Raw genomic sequence first — 24,669 nt, 5'->3', positions numbered from 1 at the left:
GCCCATAGCAGCTTTTTTTTCACTTTATTAAATCAAATCTAACGGTAATAATTTAGAGGAGGATTAAATAATTAAAAGTTAATTTAAGTTGCTACCGGCCTTGATTTTAGCTGGGGAATAATTAAAATAAAACCAATGGCTGTAAAAACCGAAAAAATGCCCAATATCCACCACAAGGTATTAAAACCATAATTTGAAATAATGGTGGTACCCAGGTAAGGGCCAAAAATATGCGCGGCAGAGTAGGAGAGTGAGTATAAACCCATGTAAGCTCCCCGGTTATGTTCGGCAGACCGGTTTACGGTTATGGTTGCCATAAAGGGCATGGCTAAAATTTCGGCCAGGCTTAAAAATAACATAGCTACCATTAAAATCCCGTAACCAAAAGCCAGATTTAGTAAAACAAAAGAAAATCCGTTTAGCAATACCCCGCCTGCAATTAATCGGGTATAAGAAATGCGTTGGCCCACCAGGTAAACAAATAACATCTCGCACAGAAAAACAATAAATCCATTCAGGGCTAGTAACAACCCAATACTTGCTTCCGGTAAATGGTAAACCTGCCGGTAATACAAAGGCAACGTGGAGAGAAACTGGAAAAACACCACGGCAAAACAACTACACAAAAAAGCAAATACCAGGAAAGGCCAGTCGTGGTACGCCGATACAACAGGTTGCTTCGGGGCTATTACAAGTTTGGTCTGAGGCGTATTTCCTTTGCGAGCCCTAAAATAAAAATAGAAAAAAGCCCCGGCTAAAAGGCAGGTAAACCCATCGGCCATAAACAGCCACCGGTAAGAAAGCGAAGCCAGCAAACCACCCAAAGCCGGACCAATAGAAAACCCCAGGTTTAAAGCCATTCGGTTCAGCGAAAAAGCCCGGGTTAAATTTTCGGGGTTGGCGTAAAAAGCCACCGAAGAAGAGTTGGCCGGGCGCAGGCATTCGGTTACCAGGCTTATAGTAAATAAGCAGCTCGTAAATAGCAAAAAAGTTTTAAGCTGGAGTAAAACAAAAAACAAACTGCCGCCAATAATTAAGCTGTAAAACTGTACCCGGAAATGACCTATACGATCGGTGAGCCAGCCGCCTAAAAAAGAGCCACACATAGACCCCAGACCAAAAGCACTTAGCGCCAAACCAACTTGTTTTAAGCTAAACCCTAAGGACTCGGTTAAGTAAACGCTCATAAAAGGTACCACCATGGCGCCGCTCCGGTTAATAAACATAACCAAAGCCAGCATCCAGGCAGCTTGCGAAAGACCGCCGTAGGCATTCCGGTAAAGGGCAATTATACGGTTCATGGGGCAGTTACACCGCTAAAATAAACAGATGCGCAAAGTTAAAGTAATAACTTTTACCCAGGTTAGTTTTAAGCAAAGAGGCTGGTCAGAATTTTAATTGAAAGGAAACTGCGGCTTAGCTGATCTTGATAGTTTAGTTGTGGAGGTGCTGCCTGGCATTTGGCCAGTATAATTGTTTTAATTCCTGTAAATATTGAATAAAATTTGCCATCAAACGACTCCTTTAGGTACTTAAGGTTATTCAGAAAGTTTTACTAAGTAACTATTGCCTGCTTAACTAAAATTAGGATATTACCGAAGTAGAATTAATACCTGTTTAACACGTAAAATATAAAATCTAGCGCTTACAGTAAACAGCACTTTGTTAATGTAAAGCAAACTAAATGGGTTGTTAAGCCTTGGTTAGCCATAGCTTAACCATTTTGTTCCTACTATTGCGGTAGAGCCGTTTTACCCCTACCGTGAAGTAATGCCTGAGAAGTACGACCTTTTAAAAGACTTTTTGCAAACTAGTAAAACCTAACCGCCACTTATGAAAAAAAATATTATTTCTTTAGCCTTTCTCTTTTTTGTAGTTGCAATATCTGGTTTTGCTCAAACAAATCCGGTTATCAATATTTTTCCTCAGGGAACTATATTGCACAGCAACGTGGCTTACAACAACGATAATCTTCAAAAACACTTATTAGATATTTATTTACCAGCTAAAGCCAAGGGTAATTTGCCTTTGGTAATTCTTATACATGGTGGTGGTTGGTTAAGTAATGATAAATACGCCGATATAGGTTACATGAAAAAAACAGTGGCCGACATGGTGAGCCGCGGATTTGCCATAGCTTCAATAGATTATCGGTTTAGCACCCAGGCCAAATTTCCGGCCCAAATACAAGACTGCAATCGGGCCGTTTCTTTTCTGTATGAGAACGCTGATAAATATGGTTTCGATAAAAAGCGCTTTGCTGTTATGGGCTTTTCGGCCGGGGGGCATTTGGCCGCTCTACTGGGCCTGGCTAAAAATAATAACGTAAGTGCATTTTTTATGCCCGGTACAAATAAGTCTTTTAGCATTAAAGCAGTTGTTGATTTTTATGGACCCGCTGAATTGCTATTATTTCCCGGAAACAATGACGAAAAATCACCGGAAAGCATTTTAATTGGTGCAACCCCGCTGGCCCGCCCTGATTTGGCCAAAGCTGCCAGCCCCGTTACGTATGTAGATAAAAATGATCCGCCCTTTTTAATTATTCATGGTGAAAAAGATGACCTGGTCTCTGTTAAGCAATCCCAATTACTAAGTGCATGGTTAAGACTGGCTGGGGTACAGCATGAATTGGTTATTGTAAAAGACGCGCCGCATTTTGGGGTGATGTTCGATACGGATGAAGTTAGAAATAAAGTTTTGAATTTTCTTGACAATCAATTGAATTGAGAAGTTAAGGGTATGTTTAAATTTAGAAAATCAATCCAGTCCCGTCATTGCGAAAGAATTTTACTGGCAGGTAATCGGTTAGATTCTTTCAGAATAGCCATTATTAAGGGAAGAAAATAGCTCTTTTATTTCTCTTTTTAATCATTTTATAAAATTTAAACATGTTCTAAAACCAAATAGCGAGAAACAATCCTTTTCAGTTTTCTATTGCTTGTTTTAAAAATCAGGAGAAGTTGTTACGTATTTGATAAATGAGAATATGACTAAACGGGATAAACGCCGCCTGTAATTTTGAATCACCTGAGTCCATGCTTTTCCAGAGAGATGATTATGAAAGTGACTTTTGAACTCACCAACAATGGAATTAATGTTACTTGTTTTTTCTAAAGCCAAAGAAGTTAAACCTAAAGCCAAAACGGCCTTCCGGTGTCCATTGGTGGTGTTACACCGCCAATCTTTTAGCTTCTATCCGACTACTTGCCGGTAAAACACCTGGCAAAAGCAATAAAGCGGCTTTAGCTATTTTCAGAAGCTCCGGTAAACTTTAAAAGGCGCTCGTAAACCTTGTGAACCGGTAAACCCATTACGTTAAAGTAAGAACCTTCAATCCAGTTAATGGCAATCATACCCATCCACTCCTGGGCACCGTAGGCACCGGCTTTGTCGTAGGGTTTATATTTGGCTACATAATAACTTATTTCTGCCGGCGTCAGTTCTTTAAAACATACCCGGGTAATATCATGAAATACATCTTTTTTTTCGCGGCTTAATAAACAAACACCCGTTATTACTTCGTGTACATTCCCCGATAACATTTCTAACATCCGGTGGGCTTCGGCGATATTGGTGGGTTTGTTTAATACCTGTCCGTTCAGGAGCACAATAGTATCGGCGGTTAAAATAATTTCGTCCTGCAGTTCTGCGCGGTAAGCCTCAGCTTTGTGGTTGGCTAAATATTCTGCTACCTGTTCGCGCTGCAGGGTAGGCGGGTAATCTTCGGGTACTTCTTTAACCTTTACTTCAAAAGCTACATCTAGCTTGCCCAACAATTCTTTGCGACGGGGCGAGTTAGAAGATAGAATCAATTTCTGATTTAAATTCATTTTCGTTTATAGAGCTAAATACAAAGCCGGTAATTACTTTCGGATAAAAAAAGGTAGATTTGGGGGGCATCATGGCACCGCTGTAACAAACCTGTTTTACTTCGTGCATGGTTACTTCGTTCGTGAAAAGTGCCAGCCGGGCTTGCCCCGAATCTACCAGCGACAAACACTGCGCAAAATTCCGGACATATAGTAAATCGCCGAAGGTACGTACCTGATCGCGCCGGATGCCAATTATTTTCTCGAAGACAAAAAAATGCAATACAGTTAAATCCAGCTCTTTTATAATGGCTGGCATGTTCCAGTCTATTTGCTCGTGTACTTCGGGTTTTAAGCGTAACTTATAGGCTTGCCCATCCAGGTACAACCCATAGGCCCATTTTTTACCCGCAATTACTTCGTTTAGTTCGTACGGGTCTTCTTTGGGCGTAACTACAAAATATTGCGTCAACTGGTTTAAGAATTCCTCATCCGATAAACCCATGGTCCGGAGCACCCGGTGGGTTGGTAAAATCCTTAAATCGTCGCTTTCGGAATTGGTGAGGTACATAAAATGAAAATTGTACGCTTCCTGACCAGTATGCGCCGGGTTCTGCTGCGTCATCTTTTGGCGGTAAGCCAACGAACTGGCGTAGCGGTGGTGCCCATCGGCAAGTAATATTTGCTTTTGGCTTAATACCCGGATAAATAATTTAATAACGTTTAAATCCTGAATAACCGATAGCACATCGCGGGCACCCTGGTAATCTTCGGTTTCGTACAACGGCGATTGCATACTTTCGTCGAGGTAGGGCTCAAGCAAAAATTCCGGATCGGGGTATAAACCATGGGTGGGGCTGGTCTGGAATTGCGTTTTCTCCAGCAATTCTAACCGGTCGTTTACCGAGTTGGGCAAAGTATTTTCGTGTCGCAGCACCACCTTTTCGGCCCAGTCATAAGCTTTTATGTGGCACAAAAAACCTTTACGTACATACTCGCGCTCGCTACCCGGTAACCTGAAATATTGGTAGTAACCATAAATGGCCGGTAAAACATCTTGCTGTACTATTTCTTTATTTTTCCATTCTGCAAGCAAGGCCGCCGCCCGGTCGGCGGGAGCCGGTCCCGTGGGTACCGATAAATGAATGCTGTTATATTCGTTCTTATACAAAGCCTCGCGCTGCTTTGCCGACACCACATCAAATAAAGGAGACGTAAGATCGGCTAGTTGGGCAGCCAGGCCGGCATTGTAGCGCCAACCTTTAAATGGTCTGATTTCTGCCATTAATTAATTTTTAGCCTTTAGCCTTTAGCCATTAGCTTTAAGCTGTTAGATTTTATTTTAAAAGGTTATTTAATCTTTAATATTATAGACGCTAAAAGCAAATCCCTAATCACGCTTTACGGTGCCAATCGGTTTAAAGTCCAGTCAAGGGCGCCCGCTGGTCGGGAAAAAGCCAACCTATCGTGCAGCCGGTTGGGGCGGCCTTGCCAAAACTCAAGATAATCGGGGGTAACACCATAACCGCCCCAGTGCGGCGGGCGCGGAATTGGAGTATTATCGCCAAACTTTTGCAGATAATCTGCCGTAGCTGTTTCCAGGGTTTGCCGGCTTGGTATTACCTGGCTTTGCGGAGAAGCCCAGGCGCCCACCTGGCTGCCGCGCGGGCGTACCGCAAAATAAGCATTAGAATTATCTGCAGTTACGGGCATTACGGTTCCTTCTACACGAACCTGGCGTTCTAAAGCCGGCCAGAAAAAAGTAAGTGCTACCTGCCCGGTACTGGTAATTTCCTGGCCTTTGCGGCTGTTATAATTAGTATAGAACACAAACTTTCCGTTTTCTAAGCCTTTTAGTAATACTACCCGGGCCGCGGGTCGGCCCGCCGCGTTCACGGTAGACAGTACCATAGCCGTTGGTTCTTCGGCCTGCGCCTGAATGGCTTCGTGCAGCCATTTACTAAACTGGTCTAAGGGGTTGGGCAAAATGGCCTCTTCGGTTAAATCCTGTAAGGCATAATTTTTCCGGATATCGGCTAAATTTATTTTTTCAGACATGGTTTTGAATTTCCGGTGTACGAATTAAAAAGTTTATCAAAGTAAGAACGCCCCTTTTTATTTAATATTTAAGCTGGCCTTACGGCAAAAAAAATAGCTTTAACTAGTTTTTAAAAGCCGAAGTTCAGGAATATTTAAACAAAAAAAGCGGTGGCTCAAATCTAAAACAATACTACTCATAAATAGGTAAATTGCCTAAAAGCGACATAACAGAACGTACTTTTTAAAATTTAGCACCCAAAAACTAAACTTATAAGTATACTAATCATATAATAAAATGCGTAATGAAGAAAAGTAATGTTAGAAAATGAAGAGTTTTTAAACCGAACGTTTTACCCCGGAACAGATTTTAATTACCCAAGTTTATAATACAACCTTTTGATCTGAGAAAAGGCTGATGAGCCGCGGCTGGTGTACTGGATACCTGGTAAACAAAAACACTTCGGGGTAAAAATTGTTTTCTAAAAATTACTGCTGAAAAAGTAATTACATGTAAATTATAGCTTTCCTGAAAATGAAAAAGATACGCAGTGGCAGTATATTGATATCCGAACCCTTCTTGGGCGACCCTAATTTTGAGCGAACAGTGGTTTTAATATGCCGGCACGATGAGGAGGGGACTTTTGGCTTAGTTTTAAACCGGAAATCTAACCTGAAACTTTCGGATGTATTAGATATTGAGCAATATAATTCTGATATGGATCTGAATATTGGCGGGCCCATGCAATACAATACCTTGCACTATATTCACCAACTAGCCGAGTTAGATGAGTCCATTGCATTGGGTAATTCCGTATATTGGGGAGGCGATTACGAAAAACTAAAATATTTATTATCAATAGGTTCTGTTTCGGCCGATGAAATCCGGTTTTTTTTAGGATATTCTGGCTGGTCTGCCGGGCAGTTAGAGGCCGAAATAGAAAATAATGTTTGGATAGTAAACAATAAAGACACAAATAATTTATTTAATTTGAACCAGGATACGCTTTGGCGCGAAATCCTGAAACAAATGGGCGGTAAATACAAGGTACTTGCCAATTACCCCATCGATCCCAGCTTAAATTAAGTAAGCTGGATAATACAACCGACTAAAAACTTAACATATGGTGGACACTACAAATAATACAGCGGGTAATGACGAGGAGCAAATCAATCCGCAAAGTATTTTGGAAAAAAGACTGGCCGAAATAAATGCCCGGAAAAATGAAGATCAGCCCCAGTCTGCAGAAGAGGCAAACACGACTGATAACGTAATAAGTGGGGCTGTAGCCATGCACGAGGTTATACTGCCCGACCCCATTGTGCCCATTACCGGCGAGTTTACTACCGAGCCCGCTGCTGAACCGGACCAGGCCGAAGCTACTGAAAGCAATGCTAATGAGACAGTTCAACCGCAAGCCGCTGTTTCTGTCCCCGATAGCACCGGAAACGTTACCGCCGAAACAACCATTGTTTCTGAAAATAATACCGGTGAATCAGCAACGTCCACTTCTGAGGCAGTTACTTCGCCGGATGCCATGAGTACGGCCGGGGTAATAACCGATCCGCTGGGCATGAATACCGAAGAAGTGACCACCAGCAATCCGGAAGCAGCCACCAGTGTGGTACCAGTACCAGCTACCTCAATACCCGAGGAAAATTCTGCTGCTTTGGCCAAAGATATTCCTTTAGAAGATGAACACCACGAGGAACTACTGCCCGAAACGGATTATAGTACTTTATCTACCGAAGAACTGCGCCACCAGCTACGCCAGGTGCTTAAAAATGCATCACGGCAACAAAGCCGCGAAATATTCGAGCTTTATCGTACCTACGAAACCAAGCTGGCCGAAGACCGGCACGAAGCCTTAAACCGGTTTGTAGGCGAGGGCGGTGCCGCCGATGATTTTGAGTACCGGCCAGGTGCTGAACACGCAGAAGTTGAAAGAGCTTTTCAGCAGTTTCGGGAATTAAGAAGCCGCGAACAGCGCCAGGACGAAGAACAAAAAGTAAAAAATGCCCAGCGCAAGCAAGAATTATTAGACCAGTTGCGCGAGTTGGTAGAATCGCCGGAAACCAAAAGCAGCGGCGACAAAATAAAACAAATTCAATCAGAGTGGAAGGCCCTTGGCCCGGTCCCGGCCGCCGAGTCAAAGCAATTGTGGAATTCGTACCACGCGTTGCTGGATATTTTTTACAATAACCGCAGCATTTTTTACGAGTTAAAAGAACTGGATCGCCGGCGCAATTTGCAGCATAAGTTACAACTCTGCGAGCGGGCCGAAAGCTTAATAGAACAACCATCTATAAACCAGGCACTGCAGGAACTCCGGAATTTACACGAAGAATGGAAACACGTAGGTCCGGTACCCAACGAACACCGAGACAGCATTTGGGAGCGCTTTATTCAAGCTTCGGAAAAAATACACGCGCGAAAAAAAGAATTTATTTCGGCGCGCAAATCGGTAGAGCAGGAGAACCTGGTAAAAAAATCGGAATTGCTTTTCCGGATGGAGCCTTACCAGAGTTTTCAGACCGACCGCATAAACGATTGGCGCGATAAAACCGACGAAATTCAGAAACTGAAAGAAGAGTGGGATGCCATTGGTTTAGTGCCCAAAGAACGGGCCGACGAAATAAACAAGCGTTTCTGGAGCAGTTACAAAGCTTTTTTTAACCATAAAAATGCTTTCTTTAAAAACCTGGACGAGCAGAAAATGCAAAACCTGCGGCTTAAAACCGAGTTATGCGAGCAAGCGGAGAGTTTAAAGGATAGCACAGATTGGGACGAAACAAAAGAAAAGTTAATTCAGCTGCAGAAAAAATGGAAAACTATTGGCCGGGTGCCCGATAAATATTCCGAAAAATTATGGCAAAGATTCCGGGCGGCTTGTAACGAATTTTTCGACCGGAAACAAAACCAGGTTACCCAACGGGAAGCCGAGTTAAACCAGGCCTCTAATGTTAAAAATAACTATTACGAGCAACTGGCCACCCGGATGACCACCATTAACACCGATCCCGGTACTGTAGCCGAGTTTGAACAATTACGGGATAATTATCTGGCTTTGCCAGTAACCAAATTTTCGGGAAAAACCGATGACCGTTACTTTGATTTACTCCAGAAGTACGTGGCCTCAATTACCGATTTATCAACCGATGAAAAAGATAATTTGGCCGCCCAACTGCAGGTTACCCGCCTGAAAAATGGTCCGGATGCTCATAACCGTATTCACCAGAAAGAACAGGCCATTAAGCGTGATATCGGGCAATTGGAAAATGATATCCGGACGCTGAAAACAAATATTGAGTTTTTTGGCCGTTCTAAAAATGCCGAAAAATTGCGCGAAGAATATAATTCCCGCATAGCCGAAGCCGACCACCGGATTCAGCAATTGCAGCGGCAGTTATATTTAATCCGGAATGCCTGATTTTTTATTTTTGATAATCAAGTAATTAAAGAAAATATTCAAATTAGGTTAGTATGAGGTTTGCAAAATTAAAACTAAGTACTAATTTTGCTACCGCTTTAGAAATAAAGCACACCAGGTTCGCCTCCATAGCTCAGCTGGTAGAGCAACTGACTTGTAATCAGTAGGTCGCTGGTTCGATCCCGGCTGGGGGCTCTCTTAAAAAACCACTTATAGCGTAAAAGCTGTAAGTGGTTTTTTTATTTGATAAACATTGTGCTATACATTTTAGCTTGAGCCGTAATTTGTTCTGCAATTACGTTTGTTATATTAGCAGTTTGCCTGATTACACAAGATTGGTGAACGAATCAAAAATCAGCCGGAAAGTTTAACAAAGACTAGGAATATGGTGTTATACTGTTTTTTCTGAGCTTTTTATAAGTGCTTGCCCGGGATTGTTATTTATGCAAATGGGTACTGGTGCTATTATTATAGTAACTTTATGCAGTGTTGGGGCCGTAACTTGGGTGTTTTTTTGAAAAATTGCTTTATTAATTTAAATTTAATTAGGCGAAGATTAGTTTTAAATTATATATGCTCTACTGTAAGCATTATTTAAACTAAAAATAACAGATTAGCGGGGATACAAGTAAACCGGCCCGTTTAAGTTAATTAAGCTATTAAATGAATAAAATCATTCAAATATTCGGGCGCGTGCCCGGCTGGCTGCTGATACTAATTGTATTTGCCGGATTGTACCTTACCGGGTTGCACACCGAAGTTATAGGGCAGGTCCAAAGAATAATACTGGCTACCGGTTTAATAAAACCAGAGGTAGAACCTCTGGCCGAAAATACAAGCTCAGCAGAAGAACGGACAGCTGTAAATCTAAACTTGGCCGATTATAATTTTAGTTTACGTTCTTTAACCGGCGAAGAAGTTTCGATGGAGTCGTTGCGGGGCAAAGTGGTTTTTTTAAATTTCTGGGCAACCTGGTGCCCGCCGTGTATTGCCGAAATGCCGAACATCCAAAGCCTCTACGAAAAAGTAAAATCTAATAATATTGCTTTTGTTATGGTTTCGTTGGATAAGGAGCCAACTAAAGCGCAAAAATTTATTCAGAAAAAGGCATTTACATTTCCGGTTTATACCCCCAATGGCCCGGTACCACCAGTTTACGAAAGCACCGTTATTCCTACTACTTTGGTTATCTCCCCGGCAGGAGAAATAATGACCCGCCAGGAAGGTATGGCCAATTACGATAACCAGGAGTTCCGCGACCTTTTACAAAACCTGGCGCAACGAGATAAAAGTTCATCCCAAAACCAAGTGGTAAGTCTGCAGTCTGTGAACAGCCGCGAAGCTAAAGCCTTGTTGCAGCAACAGCCCAATACCTTAATTTTGGATGTACGTACCCTACAAGAGTATGCCGGCGGACATTTAGCAGCAGCAATGAACCTGGATTTTAACGGCGCCAATTTTGCGGATAAACTTGCCCGCTTAGATAAGAATAAAACTTACCTGGTGTATTGTGCGGTAGGAGGGCGGAGTAGCAAAGCCTCCAAGCTGATGCAGCAAATGGGATTTAAAAAAATAATTAATGTAAACGAAGGTTTTCCGGCTCTGGAAAAACAAGGTATACCGGTTAGCCGGTAAAAAATGCGGTTGGCTAATGGAAAAGTACCTGGAGCTTTTTATTAACTCTTTTACTGGTTATGGTAATTACCTGTTGCAGGAAATATTACAACCTAGTTGGGGCAATTACTTTTATTGGCTGTTGGGCATTTCCTTGTTTTTTTGGTCGCTGGAAATAATTTTGCCCTGGCGGCAACATCAAGCTAAAATCCGGCAAGATTTCTGGCTCGATGGCTTTTACATGTTCTTCAATTTTTTTCTGTTTTCTTTAATAGGCTTTAATGCCATTTCCAATATTGGGGTGCAGGCTTTTAACGATTTATTAGGATTATTTGGCCTGAAAAATATTGTAGCTTTCGAGATTCAGTCCTGGCCGGTGTGGGCGCAGTTGCTTACTTTATTTATCTTACGGGATTTTATTCAATGGAATGTACACCGGCTCCTGCACCGCGTAAATTTTTTGTGGGAGTTTCATAAAGTGCACCACTCGGTGCAGCAAATGGGCTTTGCCGCGCACCTGCGTTTTCATTGGATGGAAACCGTTGTGTACCGCACGTTAGAATATATTCCGCTGGCCATGATTGGTTTTGGTATTCAGGATTTTTTTATTGTCCATATTTTTGCCACGGCCATTGGGCATTTTAACCATTCTAATCTGCGGTTGCCCCTGGGCCCATTCCGGTATTTATTTAACAATCCACAAATGCATATCTGGCACCACGCCAAACAAATGCCGCACCGTTACGGCGCCAATTACGGCATAAGCCTGAGTATCTGGGATTATTTATTCCGGACGGCTTACGTGCCCACCGATGGCCGCGACATTGCCTTAGGTTTTGAAGATGTAGAGCAGTACCCGGATTCTTTTCTGGCGCAGCAAACGCACCCATTTAAACAGAAAAAGTAAATCTAAATTTTACTACCAGCGATAAATATACATCTCACGGCTAAGCTGCGGAAGCGCGAAAATATTCTGATTTTGGTTGAGCTTAAAATTGGAGGGTGGGCTTGTACAATTTGGCGTACATTTGTTTACATGCGTTGGCAATAATTTAGATCAGGTTTAAATTTTATGAGCATATTAACAAGGAGGTATAAAATAGCTATTTAATTCTCTTAACCACCGTCATTCCGCAGGAATCTAACTGGTTGCTCTTAAGTAAGATTCTTTTAGAATAACGGGGGGACACTGATTTTTACTGAATTTAAACAGGCTCTAAAAGGATAATGAACTGATAAATATTCTTTATTTTATTTAAAGCTATTTATACCAGATAGTAAAATGAACTCTCCCTAACAGATAAGCCCGGCAGGTTTTTTAAACCTGCCGGGCTTATCTGTTTTTTACTTAATTTTCATTGTGGTAGGGAAACCTCCCAATACTATTTGTATTATCTTTAGTACCTATTTCTGATATAAATAGATATAAAACGAGCAAAGTATAATTAAGGCCTAAGTCGTTCGCCTTGTTAGCATTTAGTTATATTATTCTATAGCTAGCGGCTATTAGGTGATGTTTTCTCCTGGCCTTCACGATTAGTTACCTCTATAAGTAGAATACCCAAACGCAGAAAGTGTTATAGGTACATGGTAATGACTATTGTCTTTAATTTGGAATACTACTTCAATAAAAGGATAAAAACTTTCTGTATTGCTTTTTTTGAAATAACTGCTGGTATAATACGTTAATTTATAGATACCCAGATTAGATTTTTCCGAATTTAAGAAATCTGTAATCCTACCGTTTTTATCCGTGGTTTTTTCATCAATAAAAGTCCACCCTTTCGACTGTTCATTGTATTTCTCCAGTTTGATGTTAACCCCACTCGCTGGTGTGCCTTTTGCAACATCCAGAATATGACTTGATAGCTGATAGCTTGCTTTTTGAGCCATACCGCTCAATGATAAAACTGTGAACAGGATTGCGAAAATTAGCTTTTTCATTTTATATAAGTTTGATTATTTTGTAGTGGTAATGCCAAGTTCAGCTATAGCTGCCGATTTAGCTATTAAATCATCTTTTTCGGGACTGCCGCCACCGGCAACGCCTACGCTGCCAATTATTTCGTTTTTGAACCAAACCGGAACCCCACCGCTCAGTAACAACAACTCCGGAAGGGTATTTAAGTTTTTTGTATCTGAGTTTGCTTCTGCATTTCTGAGTAATAACAGGGTAGGTGTTTTTGTAGATAAAGCTGTATAAGCTTTCCTTCTTGCGGCTTCCGTATTATGTGGCCCAACACCATCTCCCCGAACCATTAAAATAGTAGTTCCGGAGGCATCTAAAACAGCTATGGAAACCGTTTTGTTTAATGATGAGGCCGCTTTCGTAACCCGCTTAGTCAGCTCTAATGCCGCTTCTAAGGTTAAACTATTAACAGGCCTAACGTAATTACCAATTGGCAAAGGCGCGTTTTCAATTTTAATATTGGTCTGACCAAAACATATTGTTGAACTGAGCAGAAAAAATAAGGATAGGAGTTTCATACCGTACTTGTTTCGGCAAAGTTAAGTATTGTATAAACCAAGAATGTTGCCCTAGATCAACGTTTTTACAACTTCGATTTTATCCTGCTTAACGTAGAGGGAGAAATACCCAGATAAGAAGCCACCATTTTATTGGATACCCGCCGCAACAGTTGTGGTTGATGTTTAACTATCCATTTTACTTTAGTTAAGGCATCAAAACCCTGAAAGCCATAAATTCTTTTTTGAGCTATTATAAAACCAAGCTCTAAAATTTCGGTGTAAATCCTGGCAAATTGCGGTATTGTTTTGGTTAAATTATAAAAATCAGTTCGGGTAATATAAAGTAATTCGGATTTTTCTATTGTTTGCATATACTCCTCGGCCGGTTGCTGGTCAATAAAGCTGGGTAAAGCAGTTACAAAATTGCCCTCAAAAGCAAAATAGCGTGAATTTTCGTGGCCGTCTATGTTGGTAGTAAATAAACGAATACAACCTTTATTTATGAAATAGTAATGCTTGCAAACTTGGTCATAGTTTAACAGTATTTCGTTTCTTTTAGTTTTTAGTAATCTAAAGCAGCATAAGATTTCCTTAAGTGTTTTGTCATCAACATCCGTTTTATTTTTTATAAATTCTTTAAGAATGGAATACACGTTTTCTGAGGTTCTTTACTGAGAATATAGCCTGACATTTTAGTATAAGTGTAATACGGGATTTAGTCCGAAAGAACTTCCATTGGTATTAACGTTTTTGAAAGCGGAAGTTCTTCCTTAACGTGATTACCCCGCATTACACTTATATTGGGTGGGCACAGCCTTTGCTATAAGTCTATACTAAAATACCCTTTTTTCTGAAGTTGAAAGTTATGGAACAAACCATTCTCCACCACGCCCATTCCTTTGGGGAGGGTCTCGTGGTTTACCTGGAACGCCTTCAGTGAAAAACCACAGGCTAGTACTTTTACGCCAGCTTTCTCGGCCAGGGCCATCAATGGTTCACTTGTATCTTTCTGCGCGAGGTCAGTCACCGTTTTCCCGCAGACAATGACCTGGAAATCGCCAAAGAGATTCCCGTCTTCTTGGGCCAACAGGTGGGCTGCCTCTACTATGGGTTTAAGTTGAGCAAGATTGCTGGTGATGACCACATAATTTCTCTTTCCAGGCGTCTTTGTGGTCTGGGAGAACGACTTTGTGGCACAAGCCACCAGCAGAAGAAGAGCCGCTATTTTAATATATGCTTTCATTTTCTTAAGTTTTTGGTTACTCATTCGTTCGTTAGGCTACTAGTCCATTGGGCACCGCTAATATCGATTAGGGTCAACGTGTACTTTCCGCCTGGCAGGTTGGCCAGTGGGGCTTGCTTCATCGTTAGGGTTGCTTTCGCTCCCAGGGGAATAATGAGACTATGCGCACCGGGTTTCACCTTGGCTACATAAACGTTCTTTATGTCGGTAGCCGGGAAGTTTGCCAGGTCTTCTCCTTTTAGTTCCAATACAGATGTGCCTGCTTCGTTGTCCAGTCGGACACCAATCAGAAAGGAACCGTACACATCAGCTCCCTCTATCCTGTACACCTCAAATGAAAGTTGGCCGTTGGTTAGCGTTGCCTGGGAAATTTTAATTTGGGGTTTAACAGATTTGTTGTGCAGCGTACCCCAAACGCCCCCGTGGAAGTACTGGTTGGTAAACAGCGTCAGAAACAAGATACCCAATGAGCCCGCCAGCACCACCTTGGGCAGTAGCTTGGAAGAGAGGGGCAATACGCCCGATGCCGTCCACCTGAACCATCTACCGTGGGTGATTCTGGCGTTTCTATTGGCTAGCCAATGGTCAAGGGAATACGTGCCGCTGCCTGAAAAATAAATAGTGAAACCGGCGGCAATGCCCAGCACCCCTATCTGCCATTCGTCAAGGCAAGTGGTGCCCAGCCAGCCGGCACCCAGTAAAATACCCATAGCCAGGCCAAAAACCCCTATGCTCATAAGCCTGGTCAAAAAACCGAGCATAAACAGGAGCCCCACCACGCCCTCTATAATGGTAAAAATTGCCATGGCCATCCAGAGGCTGTCAGGGTTGGTAACCAAGTATTCAATCATGGGTTTTATACCCAAGGCATTCGGAAGGAAATGGTTGAATTTTTCGCCGATATAACCCGCCGCTTCCGGGTCTAATTTATTCTCAAGGATTAACCTTCGCCAAAAGGCGGAAAAGTATGTCCAACCTACTACAAACCGTAGGGCAAGGGTGAACAGGCCAGCCAGGTAGTAGGGCTGTATGTCAGCATTAACTATATCGTTTTTCATTTTTTTATACGCAAACGGAAAGCCTATTAATTAGTAAAAAGCTGTTGAAAGATGGGACTAGGAGAGAACTTGTTTGGTATTCCCGGAAATGCTAGCACAACGGGATGCTGGCGCACAGCAGGGGAAGGCGCTTCTTGTATTACTGTAGTAGGCTTGTTTTATTAAAAACAGCTTTAAAAAAAGCGCATAACAATGCCTGCGCCAGATAAGCGCCGTGTGCCTAAAAGAAAATACCAAAGGGATTCTAAAAATAGAAATAAATCTATCCTACACCCAGAGCTTCATGTTTTTGTATAAAATGTAGAGAGGAACTTTATCTGAAACACCCCGGCTCATGCCAATAAAAGCGCTCTGCTGCGCTATTATGCCTGCAGTGAAAAGATAAAGGGGCAATAAGGGCGTTAAAAAACTAATTGGGGGTTCAAAACCAGTCTTCTTTGTTTGATTAAAGAGCAGGTCGTTAACTGCATCGGTACAAAGCTGCTCAGCGGTTAAGGTTGTTTTAGAAGGACTGAGTTGCTTGGTAATAGGAATTTCCAGCCGGGCCTGAATGGATTTTCTTACCGAACATGACGATAATAAAGTCAGCAGGGACAATATTACCAGAACTGGTAAATTGCTTTTCACTTTGTACTGACCCTTACTGTTCATTTTTTGTAAACGATTTTTTAGGATGGTTATTGCGGTTATGCCCAATGGTCCCGTGTAAACGTCAGCATCGGCCGCCGTTTACATGGGACCCTTGGGCTTAGGTTTTTTTATTCTAATTAGCATTTCCCCAAATTAACAGCCTGTCAATAGTCTGGGTTTCTAACTTTTCTTCTTGGTTTATTTTCTGGAGTCGTTTGCCAAACTCCAACAACTCAGCTTTCGTCTTTTCTACAGCGTTCCCTAATTCCTGCAAATCAATTGTTAATCTCGCTTCAGGAGGAGTCGGCTGAATCGGCTCGTCAAACTCCTCAACGGAGAAATCCAGTGTTACCATATTTTGGGCAAATTCTATCTGCGGTGCTGGGTGTCCCTCATAGTAAGATTGGTTGCCTTTGGATATCCTTTCCCAATAATCAATGTCAGCCAAATCTCCGCAGCATTGAGGGAAGAACTTCTCTTGTCCGTTAATTTTTAAAACATAACCGCCAAATAATGCGCTGGCTTGCGACCTGTCATACTTGCCTTCCCTAAGGTCCTGGGTATGGTCTTTAACTAGCTTGGTTAAATTGCTGTCAGAAACATCGCAAATTCTATATAGAGAAGAGCCGGGCAAGTAAGGGATTAATCTATCTTTGAAACCAGCTTTTAGATAAGATTCTTCATGGTACTTGTCCCAGATCTCTGAATTTTCCCAATACGGATACTTTTCAGGTGCAACAACGCCCTGATTATTATACCCAATCTCTATTACAGGGATCAATTCGACCTTCATATTTTAACTTAAGCCTAACGGTCTCGTGTAAACAACGTGCTAGGCCGTCGGCCGTGGCATGGCTTATGCACCTTATTAGGTTACGTTATTTTTCTATTTTTCCTGCAGAAAGATTAACGGTCTTAGTACTCTGCTTCTTTTCATACCGCCCATGAAAGCCAATTGCAACTATTCCATCAAAGCACTCTTCTCTGAAGCCACTTTTCATTAACCTTATATTCATTAAAGTGTCGCCTGTTGGAGTAATGCTTCCAATATATTGTCTTTTATAGGGAAAACCATATTTCTTTCCCTTTTCCTGGAGAATTTTTCGGCGCTATTTATTTGACTGAATGTTGGTGTGTATCTTCCTTGTCCAATCTCAAATATAGGGTCATAATCCATTGGGAAAATGAACCCTTCATATTTTCGGTTGCTGAAGTAATAAGATGTATCTGCGGAAATTTTATTTAAATCAGCACACTTAATAAGCGGTCTTTTATTGGCGCAACCAAGAATGGCTACCGAACTTATCAGGAAGACAAGATATTTTACCATTCCTTTTTCTATTAATGTAGCCTAACAGTTCGGGTATTGCCGAAGACGGGGATTTTTAGCACTAAAGCTCAATCAGAAGAACGAATGTTGAACCTTGTACAAATGCCCAATCGAAGTCGTTCAGCTCCACTTTTGGCAATACCATGTTAGCTGTAGGCTTCTCTTTCAAATTATTGCTTATTTCAATATAGTTGGGGGTAAGCTACTTGCTTGCAGATGATGCCATATTGGACTATCATTTGCAGAGACCTTTTTTATTTTGTATAAATTTTCAAAAAATTCGATTTCTAAAGTGTCTGACAAGTTATCATTCCAGTGAATAACAGTTTTTGATTTATTATTAATCACGTTTAAATTTGTTTTTAACAGTAATAGGTATAATCCGCTATTTGGTTGTTTTATTATTTTGGCATCTGCGTCTAATATATTCCCATTGTTCCGTATCTGTTCAAAAGAAATATTTTCTTCCGAAAAATGCACTCTATTATTGGGATTTAGTAAGTCAATACTGTTAGCATCTTTAACTGACAAAGGGATTTGTGTTAGCGGTGTTCCTTCTGAAAGTACAGTTTCATTATCATCTTTTGAACAAGATATAAAGTTCAAACAAATTGTACTTAAATATATTATAATGGTAGTTGATTTTTTCATAATAAATATTTTCAAATTAACAGTTTTGTAATTAGGTTTTCTTGCAGCTTACAGCTAACGGGCCGCTGTAGGGCACGTTTTAATGTGCTTTAGGTAGGGTTTGGAGGTTTTGTCGTCTCTATCCAATATATTTGGATAATGAAAAATTATTCATTCCATACTACTCTGATTAGGGTTGCATTTGTATTGAAGTCTATGCCATCTATTTTTGTATTACCAGTAAATCCTCCTAAATAACCTATATTATTACAATCTGAATCAATAACTTGTGACCCACTATCAGATTTACAATTGTTTTCATTTAGGACATATACTGTTCTGTTTTGAAATTTATATTCTTCTACAGAAGCTTTAACCGTTGGTTCTCTATCTTCACATTTACTTTGTTTATTTAAATTTTGATTTTCTTCTTTAAACAGTTTGGAACCCCAGGAGCAATGTCTAATTTTTCACAGCCTGTTAAGGTAATAAGGGCAATAAGCGGACCTAATAATAGTCTTTTCATAAGATTTTTGTAGCATGAACACATTTAAATATTTCTATGTTTTTATGACCCTTAATTTAGCCCAAACGTTGCATGTTCTAAATAATACCTCCTAACGTACTTGGCTAAGGCACGTTTTAATGTGCTTTAGGTGTGGTTGGCTTAAGTTATTCTTTCTTTACTAAGTGGCATTTCGAGTCAAATTCAAATTTGCTGAGTTTGAATTTTTCAAGAATTTTTACTTTTCTATCTGTTCCATCTGCAAAGTTTGTATCTAAATCGTCTGCAAGGTAAATATCTTCCTTTTCAAAAATTAAATTATAGAATGGGTCTTGCGGATTAGTAGGTAATATGAAAGGAACTAAGATTCTACAATCTAAATCGTTGGCAAATCTTTGGGCAATTACTAAAGACCTTTCCTCACTATTTTCTAAAGGGGTTCTATAAAAGTTAACGCAAAAGCCAAACTCAATTTTATCTTCTACCAATGAAGTATTGAAAATTATATGATTGGAATTATTCTCATCATATCCTTCTGGCTCCTTAGCAATAAAATCCCATTTAAAGAGCTTCAATTCAGGAAACAACGAAGTAAATGAATTGGTAATGAGTTTATCTGCAATTTTCTTGTCTGAGTAAATTGTTTCCATTTTAATTTATGCCAACTATTATGTATACGTAATAATTACGTTTATATCACCTATAACTCTAAGTGTACTTATCTGTATAAATGGCTGATTATGTGTATTTTATTTTTTTAGCCAAAGCTTTAATTGCTTGGCCAGTTACGTATATATAAATTCAGGATATGCTCCATCATTATTGTATCAGGATAAATATTTGTCTATTACAACTTTGGTGGAAGCCGCTATAGCGTTAACAATATATTAGATTAACCAACAACTGCCAATTAAAAAAGAATATAAATATTAAAGTAAAGGCCCGGCTGCTTTACCGGAATAATGACCTTATAAAGGCAGGGTTTTCTTTGCTATCCGGCAGTACACAAACGCACCTGTTTTAGCCAATATATTGCATCAAACACTAAAGCTCTACTGTTCTGCCAGAAGCTGTTTTAAACAGATAAATACTTAAAAGTTTTTTTGGGTGTAATTCAAAGATGGGTTTCAACTCTGCCGGATATGCAGGTATTTTCGTATTTATTGGGGAGCCGGAAAATAATATTTGCCCCAGTTGGGCTTACGTTTTGTTTGTCTCTGAGTTATACAAGGACAAGGCCAGCAAGAATTTGCAAGGGTAAATAGTTTTTACTTATATATTTTAACCCATTGGAGCTATAAGGAATTCTTATTTAGACATTCTAAAACAACCTATTCAATCACTTTATATTAGAAATATACTTTTATCTGTTATAAAATATAGCTGAATTCTCCGGCTTAATAACGGTTACCCGGCTATTCTGATAAAACCGATACAAAACAACTACGGCAATCAAACCTAAACCCATCCAGGCGGTGGTAATAATATTGGCGCTTTCGGGTAAGTTTAAATCCTGGTGTTTTAAAATAATGCCGTAAAAAGCCCATATACCCACCAAACCAATAAACGGGTTACGCCGGTTAAGTACCAGGAAGATATTGAGTAAAGTAGCCACACATAACATTATTACTGTCCAGGTGCAGCCGCTTATGCCAAAGCCATCCCACCCCAAACCATTGAGCGCTGAACTAATATTAGCAACTGTGGCAATGCAAATCCAGCCGAAATAGATACTCAGCGGAAATTGGGTAAACCATTTAGCGGCCGTAGACCGCTCCGGCGCAAAAATCCGCAGCCGCACATGCATTAAGATTAAGGTTATTAACTGAAGCAATATTAAAACCACGGAGAGAATTAACTGTTCATAAACCCAGGCGAACGTCCAGGCGCCGGTGGCCAAATTATTCAAAATAAATAAAAAGCCGAGTTTTTCTAAATCCTGGTTAGCCGGGTGCGTGGCATCCGCTTTGTAAGCTTTTACCAAGTGGTAAATGCAAAAGGCGGTAAGCGCCAGGTAAATAAGGCCCCAGATAGAAAATGTAAGCCCGGTAGGCGTAAACAAAGCCGGGTATTTATTTGATACATTGCCTATGGTTTGGTTATTCAGTAACTTAAACTGCGTTAACTGCGACGGCACCAGGTGCACCAGGAAAAATATAAAATTCAGAATAGCTAAAGTCTTAATATTTTTCATCTTCCTTTCTTTTTGAGTATTCTTTTAATTGGCTTTTTTTTCTCCACGTCCTCTTTATCCAGGTTTGTGCCCTCACAGACCTGAAGAATAATGTTAATCACCGACTTTCTTTCGCTTTGTAAGGGCACTAACCGAGGATAAGATTGCCAGTTTAAATACTTTTTCCCAATCCACATTGTTAAGGATAAAAAGTCTCAGTGCCATGGCGCAAGCGTCTTCGCTCGTGTCTATTATCACGCTGGCCTCTGGCCAGTATAAAATAATGTAAGTACAGATATAAATTATTAGCGGCCAGAGGCCGGAAAATAGCTTTCACGAGCGAGGACGCTCGCGAAAGACCTATAATTTGCGCCAGCTAGCCAATGCAGGCTTAAATATTACTTCTCGAACATCCAAATACTAACTACCCAATACACTCTAAAACTCCACAATAAAACCCAGCGTGGGCACAATATTACCGTCGTCGTTATTCAGGATTAAAGGAATGGCGTTGCTGCCGTCTTCGCGTAAAAGGCCGCCATCGGTGGTGGCGAAGCCGGTGTTATCGGCGTTGCGCTGGAAGGTGTAGCGTTCGTAGCCGGGCGTTTTACTCGCGAGTACGTTGGCCATATCCAGGAATAAATCTAAGGTTACACGGTTAAAATTCCATTTTTTATCGATGCGTACGTCCAGTTGGTTAAAAGACCGTAGCCGGTCGGAGTTTAAACGCGCATAATCCAGGATACCTACGCCTAACGTGCCGTAATTGCGTTGCGAAGCCGCTAAATCAAATGGCGTAGTGGGAGCGCCGCCGGCGTATCGGTATTTCAGGCCAAACTCCCAATTCTTCGGCAATTTTTTACCCAGCAAACCCGAAACTAAATGACGGTAATCCCAGGAACTGGAAATATATTGCCCGTTGGTGCCGGCAAATTCGCTTACTACATAAGTATAAGAAAGTACCGAAAATACCGTTTTGGTTAATTTTTTCTGTAAATAAAACTCCAGACCGTAAGCCCGGCCAAGGCCATTGGTAACCACCGCTTCGTTGCCGATAGAACCAAAATCGCCGCCCTGGTTGGCCAGCGAAATACCATCACGTATAGATACCGGGTAATTATTATATTTTTTGTAAAAGCCTTCGAGGGTAAAGCGTAAATCGGTGCGCGGTAAAAACTCGGTACCCAACACGTAATGCGTAGATTTAATATAATCGGCAGACTTGTTTAAATATTGGCCGTTTTCCTGGTAGCCCAGCACGGTATAGGTCGGCAATTTATAATAAATACCCGACGAAGCATTTAACGTCCATTTATCGGATAATACGTACGAAATAGCACCGCGCGGCGAAAGCGTTTTAAGTGGGTTGCGGCCATCCTGGGTAAACGAGTTCATATCGGAACGAATACCAAAAGAAAGGCCCAGTTTATTATTTAAGATTGATTTAGAAACCTGCCCGAACGCGCCGTACCGAAAAAAATCCAGGTCAGTGTTGTAATTTACGGTAATACCGGGTTGCGAAATATTACCCTGGGCATCGCGCAGCTCCGGCCGGATTACGTTAAATACATCGTTCGTAAATTGTACCTGCTGCCCCGAAACGCCGTAAGCAAACTTATAGCCGTTAATAAATTTATTTACATCCAGTCGCAGTTTATTCTCGGTTTCGCGCGAGTTAGATTTTAACGTGCGCAAGCCTTCGTTGGTATTCTGGGCATCGGCAAATTTTTGTAAATCGATATTAAATTCGTTCCGGCTTAAAGCCAGGTTTATGTAGCCGTCGTTAATTAAGCGTTTTACAGCCAGGCCGGTGGTGTAATTCCATTGGTTGTTTAGCGGAATGGAGCGTAAAATATATTCGTTTTCGGGTGTACTGTTGCGCGGCACGCCAAACGAAAACTCATCTATGGCGCCTACACCCAAAAAAGTAAGCGAGGTTTTATCGTTTATTTTATGGTCTATTTTATACTGAAAATCCCAATAATTAGGCCGGATAGGTAAATCTAACAACTTAAATAAAAATTGTAGATACGAGCGCCTCGCCGAAACCAGGTAAGTAGTTTTAGCAGAAAGCGGGCCTTCAAAAGTAGTCGCAAATTCGGAACCGCTCAAACGCACATTACCCGAAAAACGCTCGGGGTTGCCGTAGCGCTGCCGGAACTGAAACACCGAAGCCAAAGCATTATCGTAACGGGCATCAAACGCCGACGAACTCACTTTTACATCCTCGATAAACGACACGTTTAAAATACCGGTAGCGCCGCCCGCACTGCCCTGCGTGGTAAAATGGTTGATTAAGGGAATTTCAATACCATCGAGGTAATACACGTTTTCGCTGGGAGCCCCGCCCCGGATAATTAAATCGTTGCGGCTGCCGCTGCCGGCCCCGTTAGAAGCCACGCCCGGCAACACTTGCACCACCTTCGAAATATCGAAATTACCACCCGGGTTACTCCTAATTTCTTCGGTACTTAAACTTTGCACCGAAAGCGGCGTTACCAAATCGGCTACGGCGGCGCTTTGTTTCCGGTCAGCGGTAATCTCAACGGTTTGTAATTGGCTGGCGGCCGGTGCCAGTTCAAAGTTTAAAATTTGCGCATTACCCGAAGTAACGTTAATATTAAATTTACTTTGCGGCTGGTAACCTAAATAAGAACTTTGCACCGTATAGCTGCCCAACGGAATATTTTCGAGGCGATACCGGCCGTTCTCGTTGCTAACGGTGCCCAGCTGCGTGTTGCTTAACTGCACCGTTACGCCCACCAAAGGCTCCTGGGTATTTACATCGCGTACCGTACCGGTAATAACCCCGGTTTGCGCCAGCACCAGGCCGGGTACTAAAAAGCAGAGTAAAAGTAAGAATTTCATTATATGATATAATAGTAAAACAGTATTAGAACATAATACCTAAAAAATTGTTTTTAGTCTGAGATTTAATTAAAAATGTTTATCTCTAATACTTCTTTCTCCGGATTAAAAATATTCAGGATTAAATGAGCGGCGGTATGGCAACATCGAAGTACAAAATATTGCAGGAACTCTTACCCTGGCTCGAAAAGTACGAACAGGAACAAGGCGCAACAGAAGGGCATTTACCGGATTTTCAGAAATGGCTGGGCGAACGCTTAACCCAGGCCCAACATGCGATGCCGGTTGCTGAACCCGACGAAGCCTTAGAAGGACAAATTGCGCGACACCTGACAATGTTAAATCGCTACGCCAAGTTTTATATAAAAAAAGCCCTGCACCAAACAGATTTTGTTTCTTTAGACGACTTTGGTTATTTAATGCATTTACTCGATGGCGGCAGCATGACTAAAACCACGTTAATCCAACGCAATATTCACGATATACCATCGGGCACCGAAATTATTAAACGGCTGCTGCGGCAAGGCTGGGTTACCGAAACCCGCGACGAACTGGACAAACGCAAACGCTATTTAACCATTAACGAAGCTGGTAAAGGGGCATTGTTTGCCTCGTTGGGAAGTTTGCGCCGCGTTTCTAAAATTGTAAGCGGCCACTTAACGTTAGAAGAAAAACAGCAACTACTCCGCATTCTAAAAAAGCTCGATGCGTTTCATCAGCAGCAATATTGGCCCAATAAAGAAAAATCGATTGAGGAGATAGTTTAATCCGTTGGGTTAAATTTGCTTTACAAGGTTAATATTTTAGTACAATTTGCAGAGGTAATTATTTTTTGAATAGATAATTGATACTGGTTTACTTAACTTTAA

At 41.2% G+C, this 24,669-nt stretch carries 22 protein-coding genes and 1 tRNA gene; 7 read left to right on the top strand and 16 right to left on the bottom strand.

What is annotated here, in order from left to right; translation table 11 throughout:
* Positions 1 to 83: 83 nt before the first annotated feature.
* Positions 84 to 1,301, bottom strand: a complete 1,218-nt coding sequence (locus ACO1R6_RS17190; protein ID WP_486266240.1) for an MFS transporter — start codon at positions 1,299 to 1,301, stop codon at positions 84 to 86.
* A 532-nt stretch (positions 1,302 to 1,833) separates the two neighbouring features.
* Here ACO1R6_RS17190 and ACO1R6_RS17185 point away from each other — a divergent pair.
* On the top strand, positions 1,834 to 2,730 hold the full coding sequence (locus ACO1R6_RS17185) for an alpha/beta hydrolase fold domain-containing protein (RefSeq protein ID WP_486266239.1): 897 nt from the start codon (positions 1,834 to 1,836) through the stop codon (positions 2,728 to 2,730).
* Positions 2,731 to 3,245: 515 nt separating this feature from the next.
* Here ACO1R6_RS17185 and ACO1R6_RS17180 read toward each other — a convergent pair.
* The 3 genes from ACO1R6_RS17180 to pdxH form a co-directional block, all read right to left on the bottom strand.
* Complete coding sequence (locus tag ACO1R6_RS17180; protein ID WP_486266238.1) at positions 3,246 to 3,833, bottom strand: Maf family nucleotide pyrophosphatase; 588 nt, start codon at positions 3,831 to 3,833, stop codon at positions 3,246 to 3,248.
* The gene (locus ACO1R6_RS17175; RefSeq protein ID WP_486266237.1) at positions 3,799 to 5,097 is read right to left on the bottom strand and encodes a DUF1015 domain-containing protein; all 1,299 of its coding nucleotides are present in this window, start codon (positions 5,095 to 5,097) and stop codon (positions 3,799 to 3,801) included. The genes ACO1R6_RS17180 and ACO1R6_RS17175 overlap by 35 nt, the downstream gene beginning before the upstream one ends.
* Positions 5,098 to 5,213: 116 nt before the next feature.
* Entirely contained in the window at positions 5,214 to 5,870 is a 657-nt protein-coding gene (gene pdxH / locus ACO1R6_RS17170; protein ID WP_486266236.1) for a pyridoxamine 5'-phosphate oxidase, read from the bottom strand.
* Positions 5,871 to 6,384: 514 nt separating this feature from the next.
* On the opposite strand from pdxH, the gene ACO1R6_RS17165 reads away from it, so the two are divergent.
* From ACO1R6_RS17165 to ACO1R6_RS17145, 5 genes are all read left to right on the top strand, one after another.
* Positions 6,385 to 6,936 carry a YqgE/AlgH family protein gene (locus ACO1R6_RS17165; protein ID WP_486266235.1) on the top strand — a complete coding sequence of 184 codons (552 nt, stop codon included), beginning with the start codon at positions 6,385 to 6,387 and terminating at the stop codon, positions 6,934 to 6,936.
* Positions 6,937 to 6,973: 37 nt separating this feature from the next.
* Positions 6,974 to 9,280: a DUF349 domain-containing protein gene (locus tag ACO1R6_RS17160; protein ID WP_486266234.1), complete on the top strand. Its 2,307-nt coding sequence runs from the start codon at positions 6,974 to 6,976 to the stop codon at positions 9,278 to 9,280.
* A gap of 122 nt (positions 9,281 to 9,402) precedes the next feature.
* A tRNA-Thr gene (locus ACO1R6_RS17155) sits at positions 9,403 to 9,475 on the top strand.
* A gap of 468 nt (positions 9,476 to 9,943) precedes the next feature.
* Entirely contained in the window at positions 9,944 to 10,915 is a 972-nt protein-coding gene (locus ACO1R6_RS17150) for a redoxin domain-containing protein (RefSeq protein ID WP_486266233.1), read from the top strand.
* Between the two features lie 16 nt (positions 10,916 to 10,931).
* Positions 10,932 to 11,801 (top strand): sterol desaturase family protein, encoded by an 870-nt coding sequence (locus tag ACO1R6_RS17145; protein ID WP_486266232.1) that lies wholly within the window; start codon positions 10,932 to 10,934, stop codon positions 11,799 to 11,801.
* 629 nt (positions 11,802 to 12,430) lie between these two features.
* Here ACO1R6_RS17145 and uraH read toward each other — a convergent pair.
* The 12 genes from uraH to ACO1R6_RS17085 form a co-directional block, all read right to left on the bottom strand.
* Complete coding sequence (gene uraH, locus ACO1R6_RS17140; protein WP_486266231.1) at positions 12,431 to 12,838, bottom strand: hydroxyisourate hydrolase; 408 nt, start codon at positions 12,836 to 12,838, stop codon at positions 12,431 to 12,433.
* Positions 12,839 to 12,853: 15 nt separating this feature from the next.
* Positions 12,854 to 13,381 (bottom strand): heme-binding protein, encoded by a 528-nt coding sequence (locus tag ACO1R6_RS17135; RefSeq protein WP_486266230.1) that lies wholly within the window; start codon positions 13,379 to 13,381, stop codon positions 12,854 to 12,856.
* A gap of 65 nt (positions 13,382 to 13,446) precedes the next feature.
* The gene (locus ACO1R6_RS17130; RefSeq protein WP_486266228.1) at positions 13,447 to 14,016 is read right to left on the bottom strand and encodes a Crp/Fnr family transcriptional regulator; all 570 of its coding nucleotides are present in this window, start codon (positions 14,014 to 14,016) and stop codon (positions 13,447 to 13,449) included.
* A 167-nt stretch (positions 14,017 to 14,183) separates the two neighbouring features.
* Positions 14,184 to 14,606, bottom strand: coding sequence for a sulfur reduction protein DsrE (locus ACO1R6_RS17125; RefSeq protein WP_486266227.1), 423 nt, complete (start codon positions 14,604 to 14,606; stop codon positions 14,184 to 14,186).
* Between the two features lie 20 nt (positions 14,607 to 14,626).
* Positions 14,627 to 15,664 carry a TQO small subunit DoxD gene (locus ACO1R6_RS17120; protein ID WP_486266226.1) on the bottom strand — a complete coding sequence of 346 codons (1,038 nt, stop codon included), beginning with the start codon at positions 15,662 to 15,664 and terminating at the stop codon, positions 14,627 to 14,629.
* 267 nt (positions 15,665 to 15,931) lie between these two features.
* A complete protein-coding gene (locus tag ACO1R6_RS17115; RefSeq protein ID WP_486266225.1) occupies positions 15,932 to 16,360 on the bottom strand; it encodes a hypothetical protein in 429 nt (142 codons plus the stop codon).
* 67 nt (positions 16,361 to 16,427) lie between these two features.
* On the bottom strand, positions 16,428 to 17,087 hold the full coding sequence (locus ACO1R6_RS17110; RefSeq protein WP_486266224.1) for a hypothetical protein: 660 nt from the start codon (positions 17,085 to 17,087) through the stop codon (positions 16,428 to 16,430).
* A gap of 714 nt (positions 17,088 to 17,801) precedes the next feature.
* Positions 17,802 to 18,275 carry a hypothetical protein gene (locus tag ACO1R6_RS17105; protein ID WP_486266223.1) on the bottom strand — a complete coding sequence of 158 codons (474 nt, stop codon included), beginning with the start codon at positions 18,273 to 18,275 and terminating at the stop codon, positions 17,802 to 17,804.
* Between the two features lie 146 nt (positions 18,276 to 18,421).
* Positions 18,422 to 18,694 (bottom strand): DUF6970 domain-containing protein, encoded by a 273-nt coding sequence (locus tag ACO1R6_RS17100; RefSeq protein ID WP_486266260.1) that lies wholly within the window; start codon positions 18,692 to 18,694, stop codon positions 18,422 to 18,424.
* Positions 18,695 to 18,926: 232 nt separating this feature from the next.
* Positions 18,927 to 19,409 (bottom strand): hypothetical protein, encoded by a 483-nt coding sequence (locus tag ACO1R6_RS17095; protein WP_486266222.1) that lies wholly within the window; start codon positions 19,407 to 19,409, stop codon positions 18,927 to 18,929.
* 713 nt (positions 19,410 to 20,122) lie between these two features.
* Positions 20,123 to 20,953 carry a hypothetical protein gene (locus ACO1R6_RS17090; RefSeq protein ID WP_486266221.1) on the bottom strand — a complete coding sequence of 277 codons (831 nt, stop codon included), beginning with the start codon at positions 20,951 to 20,953 and terminating at the stop codon, positions 20,123 to 20,125.
* Between the two features lie 417 nt (positions 20,954 to 21,370).
* Positions 21,371 to 23,800 (bottom strand): TonB-dependent receptor, encoded by a 2,430-nt coding sequence (locus tag ACO1R6_RS17085; protein WP_486266220.1) that lies wholly within the window; start codon positions 23,798 to 23,800, stop codon positions 21,371 to 21,373.
* A 137-nt stretch (positions 23,801 to 23,937) separates the two neighbouring features.
* Between ACO1R6_RS17085 and ACO1R6_RS17080 the strand changes: the two genes are divergently transcribed.
* Positions 23,938 to 24,567 (top strand): MarR family winged helix-turn-helix transcriptional regulator, encoded by a 630-nt coding sequence (locus ACO1R6_RS17080; RefSeq protein ID WP_486266219.1) that lies wholly within the window; start codon positions 23,938 to 23,940, stop codon positions 24,565 to 24,567.
* Positions 24,568 to 24,669: the final 102 nt, after the last annotated feature.

Source organism: Adhaeribacter sp. (assembly GCF_057359045.1).
Note: the sequence above shows the minus strand (reverse complement) of the source record. Positions and strands in the feature narration are given on the sequence as shown.

Excerpts from the sequence above, each read along its gene's own strand:
- ACO1R6_RS17190 (WP_486266240.1), bottom strand. The coding sequence starts at position 1,301 with ATGAACCGTATAATTGCCCTTTACCGGAATGCCTACGGCGGTCTTTCG.
- ACO1R6_RS17185 (WP_486266239.1), top strand. The coding sequence starts at position 1,834 with ATGAAAAAAAATATTATTTCTTTAGCCTTTCTCTTTTTTGTAGTTGCA.
- ACO1R6_RS17180 (WP_486266238.1), bottom strand. The coding sequence starts at position 3,833 with ATGAATTTAAATCAGAAATTGATTCTATCTTCTAACTCGCCCCGTCGC.
- ACO1R6_RS17175 (WP_486266237.1), bottom strand. The coding sequence starts at position 5,097 with ATGGCAGAAATCAGACCATTTAAAGGTTGGCGCTACAATGCCGGCCTG.
- pdxH (WP_486266236.1), bottom strand. The coding sequence starts at position 5,870 with ATGTCTGAAAAAATAAATTTAGCCGATATCCGGAAAAATTATGCCTTA.
- ACO1R6_RS17165 (WP_486266235.1), top strand. The coding sequence starts at position 6,385 with ATGAAAAAGATACGCAGTGGCAGTATATTGATATCCGAACCCTTCTTG.
- ACO1R6_RS17160 (WP_486266234.1), top strand. The coding sequence starts at position 6,974 with ATGGTGGACACTACAAATAATACAGCGGGTAATGACGAGGAGCAAATC.
- ACO1R6_RS17150 (WP_486266233.1), top strand. The coding sequence starts at position 9,944 with ATGAATAAAATCATTCAAATATTCGGGCGCGTGCCCGGCTGGCTGCTG.
- ACO1R6_RS17145 (WP_486266232.1), top strand. The coding sequence starts at position 10,932 with ATGGAAAAGTACCTGGAGCTTTTTATTAACTCTTTTACTGGTTATGGT.
- uraH (WP_486266231.1), bottom strand. The coding sequence starts at position 12,838 with ATGAAAAAGCTAATTTTCGCAATCCTGTTCACAGTTTTATCATTGAGC.
- ACO1R6_RS17135 (WP_486266230.1), bottom strand. The coding sequence starts at position 13,381 with ATGAAACTCCTATCCTTATTTTTTCTGCTCAGTTCAACAATATGTTTT.
- ACO1R6_RS17125 (WP_486266227.1), bottom strand. The coding sequence starts at position 14,606 with ATGAAAGCATATATTAAAATAGCGGCTCTTCTTCTGCTGGTGGCTTGT.
- ACO1R6_RS17120 (WP_486266226.1), bottom strand. The coding sequence starts at position 15,664 with ATGAAAAACGATATAGTTAATGCTGACATACAGCCCTACTACCTGGCT.
- ACO1R6_RS17110 (WP_486266224.1), bottom strand. The coding sequence starts at position 17,087 with ATGAAGGTCGAATTGATCCCTGTAATAGAGATTGGGTATAATAATCAG.
- ACO1R6_RS17105 (WP_486266223.1), bottom strand. The coding sequence starts at position 18,275 with ATGAAAAAATCAACTACCATTATAATATATTTAAGTACAATTTGTTTG.
- ACO1R6_RS17095 (WP_486266222.1), bottom strand. The coding sequence starts at position 19,409 with ATGGAAACAATTTACTCAGACAAGAAAATTGCAGATAAACTCATTACC.
- ACO1R6_RS17090 (WP_486266221.1), bottom strand. The coding sequence starts at position 20,953 with ATGAAAAATATTAAGACTTTAGCTATTCTGAATTTTATATTTTTCCTG.
- ACO1R6_RS17085 (WP_486266220.1), bottom strand. The coding sequence starts at position 23,800 with ATGAAATTCTTACTTTTACTCTGCTTTTTAGTACCCGGCCTGGTGCTG.
- ACO1R6_RS17080 (WP_486266219.1), top strand. The coding sequence starts at position 23,938 with ATGGCAACATCGAAGTACAAAATATTGCAGGAACTCTTACCCTGGCTC.